This is a genomic window from Bacteroidota bacterium, from assembly GCA_016721765.1.
Lineage (GTDB): Bacteria > Bacteroidota > Bacteroidia > UBA4408 > UBA4408 > UBA4408.
In genome coordinates, this window is sequence record JADKHO010000001.1 from 2,094,820 (window position 1) to 2,109,657 (window position 14,838).

Annotated in this window: 13 protein-coding genes; 12 read left to right on the forward strand and 1 reads right to left on the reverse strand. The window is 37.7% G+C overall.

Going from position 1 to position 14,838, the window contains the following annotated elements; genetic code table 11:
- Positions 1-17 precede the first annotated feature (17 nt).
- The 11 genes from IPP32_07780 (at position 18) to IPP32_07830 (ending at position 11,499) form a co-directional block, all read left to right on the forward strand.
- Complete coding sequence (locus tag IPP32_07780) at positions 18-644, forward strand: acetyltransferase (GenBank protein ID MBL0047976.1); 627 nt, start codon at positions 18-20, stop codon at positions 642-644.
- A 1-nt stretch (position 645) separates the two neighbouring features.
- A complete protein-coding gene (locus tag IPP32_07785; protein MBL0047977.1) occupies positions 646-1,335 on the forward strand; it encodes a WbqC family protein in 690 nt (229 codons plus the stop codon).
- Between the two features lie 51 nt (positions 1,336-1,386).
- Entirely contained in the window at positions 1,387-2,301 is a 915-nt protein-coding gene (locus IPP32_07790; GenBank protein ID MBL0047978.1) for a glycosyltransferase family 2 protein, read from the forward strand.
- A gap of 104 nt (positions 2,302-2,405) precedes the next feature.
- Complete coding sequence (rffA, locus tag IPP32_07795; GenBank protein ID MBL0047979.1) at positions 2,406-3,551, forward strand: dTDP-4-amino-4,6-dideoxygalactose transaminase; 1,146 nt, start codon at positions 2,406-2,408, stop codon at positions 3,549-3,551.
- Complete coding sequence (locus IPP32_07800; GenBank protein ID MBL0047980.1) at positions 3,548-4,891, forward strand: O-antigen ligase family protein; 1,344 nt, start codon at positions 3,548-3,550, stop codon at positions 4,889-4,891. Before rffA ends, IPP32_07800 begins: the two co-directional genes overlap by 4 nt.
- A gap of 8 nt (positions 4,892-4,899) precedes the next feature.
- Positions 4,900-5,958, forward strand: a complete 1,059-nt coding sequence (locus IPP32_07805; GenBank protein ID MBL0047981.1) for a glycosyltransferase — start codon at positions 4,900-4,902, stop codon at positions 5,956-5,958.
- A gap of 5 nt (positions 5,959-5,963) precedes the next feature.
- Positions 5,964-7,853, forward strand: a complete 1,890-nt coding sequence (gene asnB / locus IPP32_07810; protein ID MBL0047982.1) for an asparagine synthase (glutamine-hydrolyzing) — start codon at positions 5,964-5,966, stop codon at positions 7,851-7,853.
- Complete coding sequence (locus IPP32_07815) at positions 7,853-9,007, forward strand: glycosyltransferase (protein ID MBL0047983.1); 1,155 nt, start codon at positions 7,853-7,855, stop codon at positions 9,005-9,007. Before asnB ends, IPP32_07815 begins: the two co-directional genes overlap by 1 nt.
- A 1-nt stretch (position 9,008) precedes the next feature.
- On the forward strand, positions 9,009-9,572 hold the full coding sequence (gene wcaF / locus IPP32_07820) for a colanic acid biosynthesis acetyltransferase WcaF (GenBank protein MBL0047984.1): 564 nt from the start codon (positions 9,009-9,011) through the stop codon (positions 9,570-9,572).
- Between the two features lie 14 nt (positions 9,573-9,586).
- The gene (locus IPP32_07825; GenBank protein MBL0047985.1) at positions 9,587-10,744 is read left to right on the forward strand and encodes a glycosyltransferase family 4 protein; all 1,158 of its coding nucleotides are present in this window, start codon (positions 9,587-9,589) and stop codon (positions 10,742-10,744) included.
- Positions 10,745-10,749: 5 nt separating this feature from the next.
- Positions 10,750-11,499 carry a glycosyltransferase gene (locus IPP32_07830; protein ID MBL0047986.1) on the forward strand — a complete coding sequence of 250 codons (750 nt, stop codon included), beginning with the start codon at positions 10,750-10,752 and terminating at the stop codon, positions 11,497-11,499.
- 7 nt (positions 11,500-11,506) lie between these two features.
- Here IPP32_07830 and IPP32_07835 read toward each other — a convergent pair whose 3' ends face one another.
- On the reverse strand, positions 11,507-14,164 hold the full coding sequence (locus IPP32_07835; protein MBL0047987.1) for a valine--tRNA ligase: 2,658 nt from the start codon (positions 14,162-14,164) through the stop codon (positions 11,507-11,509).
- Positions 14,165-14,350: 186 nt separating this feature from the next.
- Here IPP32_07835 and IPP32_07840 point away from each other — a divergent pair, with 186 nt between their 5' ends.
- On the forward strand, positions 14,351-14,815 hold the full coding sequence (locus IPP32_07840) for a DUF1573 domain-containing protein (GenBank protein ID MBL0047988.1): 465 nt from the start codon (positions 14,351-14,353) through the stop codon (positions 14,813-14,815).
- Positions 14,816-14,838: the final 23 nt, after the last annotated feature.

Here is a 14,838-nt window from a genome sequence, read left to right on the forward strand (position 1 = left end):
ATTAAAAGCTTACAAACATGAAAGTTGGATACATAGGTTTTGGAGATTTTGGAAAGCAAATTCAGCATTTCATATCCGAAGTGCATTCGGTGGAAAAAGTAGTTTATTTTGATGATGCTTTGGCAGAATCGAATATAGGCGAGGCATTTTCTGATTATTTGAAGGAGGCTTACGCTGATTTTTCTTTTTATGTGGGCTTGGGTTATTTGCACTTGCAAAAAAGAAATGAGATTGTTCAGTCAATACTGCAACAGCATCGAAAATTACCTCAATTTATTCATCCTCGTTCATTTGTTGCCTCTTCGAGTAGGATTGATGAAGGCTGTATGATTTACCCTTTCGTAAATATTGATGCAAATGTGTGGGTGAAAGCAGGAGCTGTGCTGCATAATTCCGTAATCGTATCGCACGATTCCACAATTGGAGCATGTGCTTACCTTTCGCCGGGAGCCGTAATATCCGGAAATGTTATTGTTGGCGATACTACTTTTATTGGGAGTGGATGTGTGGTAGCAAACGGTGTAGAAATCGGTAACAATTGCAGAATTGGGATTGGCTCGGTTGTCACTAAATCATTGCCCGATAATACCCATGCCATTGGAAATCCCTTACACATATTGCATCAACCCCTTCATTTAGGTTAAATTGAAAGTAGTAATTCTACAATCCAACTATATTCCCTGGAAAGGTTATTTTGACCTGATTCACGATGCGGATGTATTTGTGTTTTATGACGAAGTGCAGTACACCAAAAACGACTGGCGTAACCGAAATAAAATCTATACCAAGAATGGATTGCAATGGTTAACGATTCCGATATCAGCGGAAGCAACGAAACAAAAAATAAGTGAAGTGAAATTAAACTCAAACTGGCAAAAATTACATTTCAAAACGCTTCAAAATGGATATCAATCCGCCCCTTTTTATTTTCAACTGGAAGAATTAATGGAAGATTATTTGGTGAAAAATAATTGGCAAACACTCAGCGAACTAAATCAATATTTGATAACAAGAATTAGCAGTAAAATTGGAATACACACACAGTTCAAAAATTCAGTTGATTTTAATCTGGAAGGAAATAGGGTGGAGCGTTTGCTTTCCTTGTTGCAACGGTTGGGAGCAAACGAATATATAACAGGACCTGGTGCATCAATATATTTAGCAGATTATTCAACACTATTTTCTTCAAATAATATTTTGTTGACCTTTAAAAAGTATCCGGATTATAAGCCTTACAAACAATTTGAACAACCATTTGCTTCACCTGTTTCAATTCTCGATTTAATTGCACATGTTTCTTATGATAAAATTAATGAGCATATTTGGGAAAGCTGAGTATTGGTTTTGCGCAATTAAATTGGGTGGAACACTCAAATGAAGTCACACATGGAGCTATCAATAGTTGCTACAATTTATAACGATGCTGCTTTGGTGCAGTCACTTTGTGAGCAGATATGCATGCATGTGAACCCAATGCAAGTTGAGTATGAAATTATTTTGGTGAACGATGGAAGCAACGATAAGAGTGGAAGTGAAGTTGAAAGAATGTCGGAGCACTACCCGCACGTAAAAGGAATTGGCCTAAGCCGTAATTATGGTCAGCAAATAGCCATGAGCGCCGGAATGGAATGTGCCAAAGGTAATTTTGTACTAATTATGGACGGAGATTTACAAAACCCTCCCGATCAAATTCCTGCATTGTATCAGCGTATTAAAGAAGGATATGATCTTGTGTATACGACATCAACAACACGTAATTCATGGTCTGACAAGTTTAGTTCTGCTGTTTTTTGGTGGACTTTAGCGAAGATTTTTAAAGTTAAAGTTGTTCCCCATCAGCTCATGATGAAAATTATGACAAAGGATTTTTTGAATCATTTTAACTCTTATCGCGAGCGCTGTCGAACTGTTGTTGGAATTGTGAATGATATTGGATTTACATCCAGTGTGATTAAAGTTGAAAATGAAAAGCGTAAAGTGGGAAGGAGTCATTATGGTTTTTTTACTCGATTTGCGCTGATGTTGGATTTGCTGATTAGTTTTAGCAAAGCACCTTTGAATGCAGCCATTTATGTAGGTCTTTTTACATTTATTGCAACCTCAATTGCGTCAATTTATAAGCTTTATCAGTATTTTTATTGGCATATACTTCCCGGATATACATCCACTATTTTAGCTATTTTTTTCTTTGGAAGCCTCAATTTACTAGTGTTAGGATTTATTGGACGCTATGTGGCCAACATATATACAGAAGTGCAACAGCGCCCGCTTTATCATATCCAAAAAAAAATTAAACTGTAGCTTTTGAGCCTAGGAAAACAAAAATGTGCATTGACGCATGCTTTCATTACTTTTAATCGAATCGTGAGCGAAAATTAATGCTACTTTTATGCTCCAATTAGCGCATGATAACTTTTAACAAGCCTTTTTTTGTTGGGACAGAACTGGAAAATATAAAGGAGGCAGTTTCATCCATGAAAATTTCCGGGAATGGAGCATATACTCAAAAATGCCATCGTTTTTTTGAGGATAAATACGGCTTTCAGAAAGTGCTTCTCACTACTTCCTGCACTGCAGCGCTCGAAATGGCAGCTTTGCTTATGGATATTAAAGAAGGGGATGAGATTATTGTTCCTTCATTTACATTTGTTTCTACTGCAAATGCATTTGTGTTGCGCGGGGCTAATATTGTATTTGCAGACAGCTCATCAAGAAATCCCAATATCGATGTTAGTCGACTCGAGACTTTAATTACACCAAAAACAAGAGCAATTGTTGTTGTGCATTATGCCGGTGTTGCATGCGATATGGAAGCGCTAGTTGAGCTTGCGCATAAGTACAAACTTTATTTGGTGGAGGATGCAGCGCATGCAATACATGCTTTTTATAAGGACAAGCCCTTGGGAAGCTTTGGTCATTTTGCGGCATTTTCATTTCATGAAACAAAAAATATTAGTTCCGGAGAAGGTGGAATGTTGGTTATAAATGACACCAAGTTTTTCGACCGTGCTGAAATAATATGGGAAAAGGGAACAAATCGTGCAGCTTTTTTTCGCGGAGAAATAGCTAAATACAACTGGATGGATATTGGTTCATCTTATTTACCGTCTGATATTACCGCTGCAATTCTTTACGCGCAACTTCAACAAATTGAAAGTATTCAGAGCAAAAGAATCGCTTTGTGGAATGAGTATGCCAGCTTAATGCAGCCATTGATAGATAGCAATAGGATGAATAACTGCTTTATTCCCGATTTTGCACACCATAATGCACATTTGTTTTATTTGTTATGCAAGAGTGCCGAGGAGAGAGGGCAGTTGCTGTTGCATTTGAATGGTAATGAAATTCAGGCCCTTGGGCATTATTTGCCTTTGCATTTAGCACCCTTTCAGCGAAATACGGTTATTCCCCAAAGTTTAAATGAATGCATCCGCTACAGTAATTGTCTGGTTCGTTTTCCGATGTATTTTGAATTAAGCATCCAGCAAGTGCGTCAAATAGTAGCAAGCGTTAAAGAATTTTATAATTTTGAAAAAACATTAAATACGTGATTAGATTTATTAAGGAGGAGTTTTTGTTTCTATTTTTAGTTATCAGTTGGACAATTGTTGGAATTTATTTTGGACCTGCTATATATATTTATTTGCCTTTGAGTATTGTTTTGCTGAAGGTTCAAAATCAAATAATGTACTTATTTCTTGGATTTTTTTTGGTGCTGATATTTAGCGATAGCAGGCACTATGAAATGATGTGGGCAGCAGGTGTCAAAGAGGTATACATTGTGTTTTTGGGTATCTTCTTATTTTTAGATAGAAAAAGTTTTGCAGTTTCTAATACGTTTTATCAGCGCTTTCTTCCATTTCTTTTGGTAGCGGTATATTGTGATATGGACTCGCCGGATGTTTGGCTCGCACTTCAAAAAACATTGTCTTATTTTTTATTGCTGGCAGTAGTACCTAATTATGTAATAAAGCTGTATTACGAAGATGCACAGCGGTTCTTTCATTCGCTTATCATGCTCGCTTGCTTGGTGTTATTGGTAGGATTAGTTTTTGTTTTTGTTTCCTACGATTTAGTTTTTTTCGCAAAACGATATTGTGGTTTACTTGGAAATCCCAATGGATTGGGAATTTATTGTATGATGATATTTTTGCTATTATCTACCATTAAAAATTTGTATCCGGATTGTTTTACTAAAAGGGAATATCTTTTTATTTATTTAGTCATTTTCTTTTCGGTGTTTCTTTCAGGCGCACGCAGCTCCATTTTGGCAATGGGAATTTTTATGCTGTTTAATTATTTTTATAAAATGTCGTCCTTTCTTGGTTTCATTGTATTTCTCTTGATTATTTTATCCTATCAACTTTTTGAAGATAACTTTGCATTAATAGTGAATGCGTTGAACCTCGAGAAGTATATTCGTTTAGAAACGATAAACACAGCCTCCGGACGCATCATCGCATGGAGTTTTGCATGGGAGGAAATTCAAAAGAACATATTTTTTGGACGTGGATTTTCGTATACCGATATTTTGTTCCATGTGAATGAGAAGAGCCTAAGTGTTAAGGGGCATCAAGGTAATGCGCACAATTCCTACCTCACACTATGGTTGGAAACCGGATTGGTGGGATTGTTCTTTTATTTATTTGCTTTAATCTCCGAGTTTATTCGATCGTTTAAAAAAACGCATGTAACTATTCCAATTATGTATGCTTTGCTATTTCAAATATTTTTTGAATCCTGGCTGGCTTCTTCACTAAATCCGTATACCATAAATCTGATAATGATATTAGTTATTGCATCCGTGGCTACAAAAGAATTTAATAGGGGAAAGCAAGAATTGCCAGAAGAAATTCCAGATTTTTATCCTCAACGATTTGTCCCTCGCTAATAAACCGCATGACAAAACCAGGTAAATTTCTGTTTCTCTATTCTGAATTAGCCGGATATATGTTAGCCTGCATGAAATTGCTTGCTGCATCAAAATCGGTTGAGCTATATGTGGTGCGCTGGCCGGTAAATAAAGAAGCCCCTTTTGAGTTTTCTTTTCCCGATAATATTGTGGTGCGTCAGAAGGAGGAATTTACCCTCCCAAAATTGAAAAAATTTGTTGCTGCGATTCAGCCGGATGTTATTTATTGCAGCGGTTGGATGGATAAAGACTATGTTAAAATTTGTAAGCAGTATCGTAAATCAATTCCTGTTATTACGGCATTCGACAACAAATGGAAAGGGAGTTTAAAGCAGCACATTGCTTCGATGGTAAGTCCGTTTACCATAAAAAAATATTTCAGCCATTGTTTTGTTCCGGGTGAACAGCAATATAAATATGCACTCAAATTAGGCTTCGATAAAGCTCATATTCTTCCCGGACTTTACGCCGCAGATGTGGATTTTTTTTACCAGCAATACCTAGACAACAAGGAATCGAAAAGAAAAAAATTTCCCAAGCGATTTATTTATGTGGGGCGTTATTACGATTTTAAAGGAATTCAAGAATTATGGAAAGCATTCGTTGAGTTGCAAGCTGAATCCCCAAGCGAATGGGAGCTTTGGTGTTTTGGAACCGGCGATTTAACACCTTTGGTACATCCCAAAATTAAACACTTTGGCTTTGTTCAACTCGAAGCACAGAAAAAGTATATTGCTCAAACCGGTATCATTGTTTTACCGAGCAAATTTGAGCCATGGGCGGTTGTTGTGCATGAGTATGCTGCAGCAGGTTTTCCACTTCTACTAAGTAAGGAAGTTGGATCCATCAGTAATTTTTTGAGAGAAGGGGAGAACGGTTTTTCATTTACCGGTGGTAACATTCCCGAGATTAAAAGGGCCATGAAAAAGATGATGCAGCTTTCTGATAAAAGCAAAAATGCTATGAGCGATTTGAGTGCTGAATTGGCGCTTAAAATAACACCTCAAAAATGGGTGGAAACAATTTACTCAGTGTATAAAAAATAAACCGTATGTGCGGAATAAATATCGTAGTTGGAATTGCTGACAAACAACAAGCATACAAGGTAATTGGAGCCATGAATGCCGCAATGGCGCATCGCGGACCTGATAACGATGGCATTTTTACGGAGGTAAATGTTGCACTTGGTCACCGCCGACTTTCTATCATCGATTTAAGTGCCGCCGGAAATCAACCTATGTCGGGAGCCAATGAGCGCTACCAGATTGTGTACAATGGTGAATTTTATAATTATCGAGAAGTAAAAGCGCAACTCTTGCAAGATGCTAACCCTTACGAATTTAAATTTGCGAGTGACACGGAAGTGATATTGGCTGCCTACCATAAATGGGGAGTTAATTGCCTCGAGCACATTAATGGGATGTTTGCTTTTGCCATTTGGGATAGCTTAAAGAAGGAAGTTTTTATAGCACGCGATCGATTAGGCATTAAACCCTTGTATTATTACGAAAATAATGGCACGCACATTTTTTCATCTGAAATTCGATCACTGCTCTCAAGCGGATTAATTCCGCGAAAGCTAAATAAATCGGGCTTAGTAGATTATTTAAGGTATCAAACAGTGCATGCACCACAAACAATTATTGAAGGTGTTAAAATGGTGATGCCGGGCAGTTATTTATTAATTAATACAGAAAGTAAAACTGTAATTGAAGCTAAAAAATATTGGCAGTTGAATGCCGATAAGGCAACTGAAAATGCGCCAAAATCATACAAACAAGTTTGCGAGGAAGTATATGACTTGCTTTTTAAATCGGTTCAACGACGGTTGATTGCAGATGTTCCTTTTGGGGCATTCTTAAGTGGAGGTATTGATTCGAGTGCAGTGGTAGGATTAATGAGCAAAGCTTCATCACAAACCGTAAAAACATTTTCGGTTAGCTTTGATGAACGCGAATTTAGCGAAGCAAAGTATGCCCAAATGGTTGCTGATAAATTTAAGACCGACCATCACGAGATTAAGCTTACAGCCGAGTATTTTATGCAAGAATTGCCATCCGCCCTGCGTGCCATGGATCATCCAAGTGGTGATGGCCCTAATACATACATTGTTTCAAAAGTTACAAAAAATTCAGGCATTACTATGGCTTTATCGGGCTTGGGAGGTGATGAGTTATTTGCAGGCTATGATATTTTTAAGCGTAGCTTGAAATTGCAAAATTATAAATGGTTAGCAAGTATTCCGGCTTTCGCGAAAAGGGTTCCGGCACTTTTATTACAAACCTTCAAGGCAGGAATCGCATCCGATAAAATAGCAGAATTACTAGCTTTAAAGGAGTTTAATTTTGAAAGTACTTACCCACTATCCCGACAAGTAATGTTGGAAGAAAAGATAGCACAATTGGTGGCTATGCCTCAACTTCCTGTAAATGCTGTTTCAGAAATATTAAATGGTTTGCAGTTAAATCGTTTTGATTCGGAATTGAGTAAAGTTTCGGTGGCCGAGATTAGTACGTACATGCAAAATGTGCTTTTACGTGATACCGATCAAATGAGTATGGCAAGTGCCCTTGAAGTGCGTGTACCCTTTCTCGACTATCACTTGGTTGAATATGTGTTATCACTTAGCGATGCTTATAAATACCCCAGCACACCTAAAAAATTATTGATTGATGCGCTAGGACCACTCCTTCCGGCAGAAATTGTAAATCGCCCTAAAATGGGCTTCACGCTGCCTTGGAAACATTGGATGAAAAATGAAATGAAGCAATTTTGCGAAGAACGCATGCAATCCTTAAGCGCGCGTAATTCTTTTCACAAAACCGAAATTCTAAATTTGTGGAATGCATTTTTGGCCGACGATGTGCGCATTACTTGGAGCCGCATTTGGTATTTGGTAGTGCTTGAGGATTGGCTGATTCAAAACAATATTGAAGATTAATGCCTGCAAAAAAAAGGATTCTTGTTTTTATTGATTGGTACCTTCCCGGTTTCCGTGCAGGCGGTCCAATACAATCATGCGCCAATTTGGTGGATCACTTAAGTGCTGAATTCGAATTTTATATAGTAACGAGAGACACGGATTATTGCGAAACCAAACCCTATGAAGGAATTGTGTCTGATGCGTGGAATATTTTGGATAATGGAACTCAAGTGTATTATGTTTCTACTGCTTCATTGAACCGTGTTTTTATAAAAAAAATATGCGTAGAAACGAAATTTGATTTTGTTTACATCAATGGAGTGTACTCCTTTTATTTTTCAATTCTTCCCCTCTTTTATCTTCGAAATGTTGTTGCCAAAAGAGTTGTAGTTGCCACCCGAGGAATGCTTGCTGAGAGTGCTATAGCAGTGAAAAAAACGAAGAAATCAATTTTTCTTCAGGTGTCAAAACGCTTGGGATTATTTAAGCACGTTACATTTCAGGCCAGCACTGTTGCTGAAGTGAGCGATATTAAAAGGGTAATGGGCAAGGAATCAAAGATTGTACTCGCAGCAAATCTGCCCAAAAAGGCCGCACCACACCACTTTTCAAAACGAGAAAAAGTTTCGGGAAGTATAAAGCTGGTAAACATTGCACGCATCGCACCTGAAAAGAACTTAAAGTTTGCATTGGAAATATTGCGTGAAGTGAAAGCGAATGTTGCGTTTGATTTTTATGGTCCGATTTACGCTGAAGCATATTACGAAGAATGTAAATTGCTGATTGCGCAAATGCCTTCAAATATTAAGGTTACCTATAAAGATAGTATCGAAAGCAGCAAAGTTAATGAGGTGTTTCAGAGTTATCACGCCCTATTTATGCCCACTTTGGGCGAGAATTTTGGACACATTATTTTGGAATCTTTGGTAGCTGGGAGCCCTGTTTTGATTAGTGACCAAACACCATGGAAGGATCTTCAAAACAGGAGTTTGGGATTTGACGTATCTTTAAATGATAAAGCGTCATTCGTAAATGCAATCGAGCAAATGGCTGCGCTAGATGGTGATGAGTTTGCGAAGTGGTCGCTTGCGGCTTATAATTTTGGAAAAGAATTCGTGAATAACCCTGAAGTTTTAAAACAAAACTTAAATTTGTTCGAAGTCAATGCATAATATGGTTAAAACGGATTTATCTCGGTTTTCGAATTCATGGTATTCGCCACAAGCGGGAATCATAAAGCGTTTGCTTTGGTTTTGTATGAATGTGGCTTTTTTTATTAATCCGCTCTTTGCTTTCAATAGATTTAAACTTTTTTTATTGCGGCTATTTGGCGCCAGGATTGGGAAAGGAGTGATAATAAAACCGTCTGTGAACATTAAGTATCCGTGGTTGCTAAGCATCGGAGATAATTGCTGGATAGGAGAAAATGTGTGGATTGATAACTTGGCGGAAGTAAATATTGAATCGAATGTTTGCATTTCGCAAGGTGCATTCTTGCTTTGTGGCAATCACAATTATAAAAAGCCGACCTTTGATTTGGAGATTGGCAAAATTTTGCTCGAGGAAGGTGTTTGGATTGGAGCAAAGTCGGTGGTATGTCCCGGAGTAACCTGTCATTCGCATGCAGTATTAGCAGTTGGCTCCATAGCAACAAGTAATCTTGAAGCATATTGGGTGTATCAAGGTAATCCTGCACAAAAGTTGAGAGAACGGAAAATGCAATTCGAAAAGAACTAATTTTTAACCTAGAAATGTCTGATTCGAATACACGAATTGTAGTAAGAACGCACAGCTTAAATTATGCTGAGAAGCGTTTATTTGCAGGCATTCCTTTAAAAAATTACGAGGTAAAAAAGCTGATTGATTTTGTGCGTTTTCCGGCACATTTGTATTGGCGTATAAAAAAGAAACCACATCCCTTTTTAACCAATCTGTTTTGTGATTTTGGATTAAATAAGTACCAATTGTTGCATTTTTTTAATGCCATCAATATGGGAAATCAGCCCTGGTTAACCACTTTCGAGCGTTACTTACCCAGAGACGCACATCATCCCGGGGAGGAGCCAAAAGAAAACTGGTACATCAATTATGTGTTAAAAAGAGTGGCGCATAAAAGTTGTAAAAAGCTGATAGCAATTAGTGATTATGCTTACCGTTCTCAAGTCCGCTACTTAGAGGAATATGGCAAGTATCAAAATGAAATTTTAAGTAAAATTATTGTCTTGCATCCCCCACAAAAATTAATGATACAGCACTGGGAGGAAAAAAAGAAAGACCCTGATTTCACTGTCTTTACTATAGTGGGTGCCGATTTTTTTAGAAAAGGCGGCATGGAGGTCTTGCATGTTTTTGAGCGTTTGTTTAAAGAAGGAAGGAATGTAAAACTCAATATTATTTCGAGTTTAGATTATGGTGATTATGCCTCCTTGGCCACAAAGGAGGATCAAACAAAAGCTTTGACAATTATTAATAAGTATGAACACATAAGCCATTACAGTGCTATTCCCAATGAAGCTGTAATGGAAATATTGCTGAAAACTGACATTGGTTTATTGCCCACTTACGACGATACCTATGGATATTTTGTGTTGGAATGTCAAGCATTTGGATGCCCGGTAATTTCTACCAATGGAGGAGCACTTCCTGAAATAAATAACAATGAAGTGGGCTGGATGATTGATGTACCTTTATTTAAAGATGGACGTTCCTTGCCGAAGGAGCCTGATCAGAAAATAACATTTAGTGCAGTGGTGGAAGAAAAATTGTACGCATTTGTTTTGGAAGCTTTAAACAACCCCGGTATTATCAGGCAAAAGGGAGAGAAAGCCATGCAACGGATTTTAAAAGAGCACGATATGGATGTGTATACCAAGCGCATGGAAGAGATATATACACAAGCATTGGCCTAATAATTATGAAGATTTCTATCGTTACGGTATGTTATAATAGTGCAGAAACCATTGAGGATACTATTCTTTCAGTAATTAATCAAAGTTATCCGGATATTGAATACATATTAATTGACGGAGGTTCAAAGGACAGGACGCTTGAAATTATTGGACGGTATAAAAATAAAATTGCAAAGGTAGTTTCTGAACCTGACAAAGGCATTTACGATGCTATTAATAAAGGAGTGCATCTCGCTACAGGCGAAATTGTTGCCGTGCTTAATTCAGATGATTTTTATGTGGATGATACAGTAATAGCTACTGTTATTAATACATTCAAAACAAGCCAATGTGATTGTGTGTATGGTGATTTGCAGTACGTTTCACGCGAAAATCCCGATAAGGTTACTCGGCATTGGGTAGCCGGAAATTACAAAGAAGGTATGTTTAACAGTGGTTGGATGCCACCACATCCCACCTTCTTTATAAAAAATGAATGTTATAAAAAGTATGGCGTTTTTAATTTAAAACTAAAATCGGCAGCTGATTATGAATTGATGTTGCGGATGATTCACGTGCATAAAATTAAAACTGCTTATATTCCACAAGTGCTAGTGAGGATGCGTGTTGGCGGAAAAAGCAATGTAACGCTCATGAACCGTATTAAAGCAAATCGAGAAGACAAATTAGCTTGGGAATTGAATAGTGTCAAACCGAAATTCTATACGCTACTCATGAAACCCTTATCCAAGTTGGGACAATTTTTAAAAAAATAATTCCGTTTTAATTCGCCAGACTTAGCAGCTGCTCTTCAATAGCTTTTATTTTTGCAATAGCATCCGCTTGTTTCTTTTTTTCGCTTGCAACCAATTCCGGTTTAGCATTTGCTACAAACTTTTCGTTTGATAGTTTTGCTTCAACGGATTTTAAAAAACCTTTGCTGTAATCTAGATCTTTAAGAAGTGATTCACGTTCTTTGTCTTTGTCCACAGCGCCTTCGGCTTGAATAAAAAATTCATGTGTGTCTGAGATAAAAACAGAAATTAAATTTTCAGCTTTTTCGGCATGAGCTATTTCCGAAATATTTGACAATTTTGAAAGTGCGTTTCCAAAAGCATCGAAATGTTTTTCAAAGGATTTTCCGGCAGCTGTATGCTTTTTTACAAAAAGTTTTAAGGATACTTTGGGTGAAATTTGTTTAGCGCTTCTGAAATTTCTTATGTGTGCAATCAATTCAAAAATTTTCTCCGCATCCTTCAACAAATCAGGCTGCATCTCTCCGTTAATAGGCCATGCAGCAACAATGAGGCATTCGTTTTCTTTTCGCTCCTTAAGCAAATGCCAAATTTCTTCACTTACAAATGGCATCCATGGGTGGAGTACTTTTAGGATTTTTTCAAAAAAATCAAGCGTTGCGTTATAAGTAAAAGCATCTATTGGTAAAGCTTTGCCATCCACAAATTCCGGTTTAACTAACTCTAAATACCATGCACAAAAGTCATCCCAAATTAACTTGTAAGTTACCATTAGGGCTTCGCTCATGCGGTATTTACCATACAAATCGGTAAGACTTTCTAACTGTTGATTAAAGCGAGCTTCAAACCAATTTATACTAATTTTATTACTTTCAGAAGTGGTTTTCTTTTCATCAATTTCCAAACCTTTTACCAGACGAAAAGCATTCCATACTTTATTCGAAAAATTTCTTCCTTGTTCGCAGGAAGATTCGTCAAAAAGTAAATCGTTACCGGCGGGTGAAGACAAGAGCATTCCCACGCGAACGCCGTCAGCACCGTACTTTTCAATTAGATCAAGAGGGTCGGGTGAGTTTCCTAAAGATTTACTCATCTTGCGACCTTGTTTGTCGCGCACAATTCCTGTTAAATACACGTTGGTAAAAGGCTTTTCTCCAAGGTATTCATAACCGGCAATAATCATACGTGCCACCCAAAAAAATAATATTTCAGGAGCGGTCACCAAATCATTCGTTGGGTAATAATATTTTATATCAGCATTTTCGGGATTTTTAAAGCCGTCAAAAACACTTATCGGCCAAAGCCAGGAACTAAACCAAGTATCTAAAACATCTTCATCTTGTTTCAGATTTTCGATTAAGGATTTAGGATTAAGGATTTTTATCTTTTCGTAAGCTTCTTCTTTGGTTTTACAAACTACTGTATTTCCTTTATCATCGTACCAGGCCGGAATGCGTTGTCCCCACCACAACTGACGGCTGATGCACCAATCGTGTACATTTTCCATCCAGTGCTTATAGGTATTGATAAATTTATCGGGAATTAATTTTATCTCACCATTTAGCACGTTTTCCAAGGCAGGTTTCGAAATGGTATCCATTTTTAAGAACCATTGCAGGGATAATTTGGGTTCAATTACAGCATTGGTGCGTTCGGAGTAACCTACTTTGTTTTTGATGTCCTCCACTTTCACGATATGCCCCATTTCTTCGAGGTCTTTCGCAATTTTTTTGCGCACGGTAAAGCGGTCCTCTCCGATATAAAATTGCGCGGCAGCACTCATTTTACCATCGGCAGCAATGGTGTCAATTACTTCGAGCTTATGCTTCACACCAAGGTTGTAGTCATTAATATCGTGTGCCGGTGTAACTTTTAAAGCACCGGTACCAAATTCCATGGTAATGTAATCGTCGAATATGATAGGCACTTTGCGGTTTACCATGGGGATGATTGCAAACTTTCCTTTTAGATTTTTATACCGTTCATCCTCCGGATGCACACATACTGCAGTATCCCCCAAAATGGTTTCAGGACGGGTGGTAGCAATGGTAATCCATTCGTCCGCACTTCCTTCAATTTTGTATTTTACGTAATAAAGTTTTGAATTAACTTCTTTGTGAATTACTTCTTCATCGCTTACTGCTGTTAATCCCTGAGGATCCCAATTTACCATTCGTACGCCACGGTAAATTTGACCTTTGTTGTACAAATCAATAAAAACATCAATTACGGCTTCACTTAAATCCGCTTCCATGGTAAAGCGGGTGCGGTCCCAATCGCAGGAAGCTCCGAGTTTTTTTAGTTGCTCGAGTATAATTCCCCCATATTTTTCCTTCCATTCCCAGGCGTGTTTCAAAAAATCTTCGCGGCTGAGGTCGGATTTTTGAATTCCTTTTTCTTTTAATAAGGCCACTACTTTGGCTTCGGTGGCAATAGAAGCATGGTCGGTTCCCGGCACCCAACAAGCGTTTTTTCCCTGCATGCGCGCCTTACGGATTAACACATCCTGAATAGTATTGTTTAGCATGTGTCCCATATGCAACACACCGGTAACATTGGGTGGAGGTATAACAATGGTATAAGGTTCGCGTGCATCGGGTGTGGATTTAAAAAATTGTTTTTCCAACCAGTAGCTGTACCACTTGTTTTCAATATCCTTAGGAGCGTAGGTTTTAGGGATTTCCATAAATAGGTTTCAAAAAATAAGATGCAAATTTATAAATATAGTGGGAAGGCGATACTCGCTCGACTCGAAAATATGAATTTGGAGATAAAAATTATGTTTTTTGGCACGATTTTAGCTAAATTTTAATCCTGCGAAAATGAAACAGATTTTTTAGATTTGCGAAAACAAGTTTAAAACCTAATTAAAATGAAAAAACTAATACTTCTAAGCTTATTTATTTCGGGAATTGGATTAAAAGGGTTTGCCCAAGAAAATGCGGCACCTGCTCCAAATCCAAACGCTGCAGAAATTACCTTCGAAAATGAAACCCATGATTATGGTACCATAAAACAAGGCGCCAATGGGACGTATGAATTTAAATTTAAAAACACCGGTAAGGAGCCATTGATCATTAGTAATGCGCAGGGCTCATGTGGATGCACTGTTCCATCCTGGCCAAAAGAACCAATACTGCCGGGACAGGGAAACGTGATAAAAGTAACTTATGATACAAAAAGAGTAGGCCCTTTCACAAAGACCGTAACCTTAACATCCAATGCAAAAACTCCTTCAAAGATTATTAACATTAAGGGAGTTGTGCAAGAGGAGCCGCAGGAAGAAACTTTTCCGGGCAAGAAATCAGCAGATGGCAGTCCATTTGAAATGAAATAATCAAAAATAAATAAACAACAAAC

Excerpts from the sequence above, each read along its gene's own strand:
- IPP32_07780 (MBL0047976.1), top strand. The coding sequence starts at position 18 with ATGAAAGTTGGATACATAGGTTTTGGAGATTTTGGAAAGCAAATTCAG.
- IPP32_07790 (MBL0047978.1), top strand. The coding sequence starts at position 1,387 with ATGGAGCTATCAATAGTTGCTACAATTTATAACGATGCTGCTTTGGTG.
- rffA (MBL0047979.1), top strand. The coding sequence starts at position 2,406 with ATGATAACTTTTAACAAGCCTTTTTTTGTTGGGACAGAACTGGAAAAT.
- IPP32_07805 (MBL0047981.1), top strand. The coding sequence starts at position 4,900 with ATGACAAAACCAGGTAAATTTCTGTTTCTCTATTCTGAATTAGCCGGA.
- asnB (MBL0047982.1), top strand. The coding sequence starts at position 5,964 with ATGTGCGGAATAAATATCGTAGTTGGAATTGCTGACAAACAACAAGCA.
- IPP32_07815 (MBL0047983.1), top strand. The coding sequence starts at position 7,853 with ATGCCTGCAAAAAAAAGGATTCTTGTTTTTATTGATTGGTACCTTCCC.
- wcaF (MBL0047984.1), top strand. The coding sequence starts at position 9,009 with ATGGTTAAAACGGATTTATCTCGGTTTTCGAATTCATGGTATTCGCCA.
- IPP32_07825 (MBL0047985.1), top strand. The coding sequence starts at position 9,587 with ATGTCTGATTCGAATACACGAATTGTAGTAAGAACGCACAGCTTAAAT.
- IPP32_07830 (MBL0047986.1), top strand. The coding sequence starts at position 10,750 with ATGAAGATTTCTATCGTTACGGTATGTTATAATAGTGCAGAAACCATT.
- IPP32_07835 (MBL0047987.1), bottom strand. The coding sequence starts at position 14,164 with ATGGAAATCCCTAAAACCTACGCTCCTAAGGATATTGAAAACAAGTGG.
- IPP32_07840 (MBL0047988.1), top strand. The coding sequence starts at position 14,351 with ATGAAAAAACTAATACTTCTAAGCTTATTTATTTCGGGAATTGGATTA.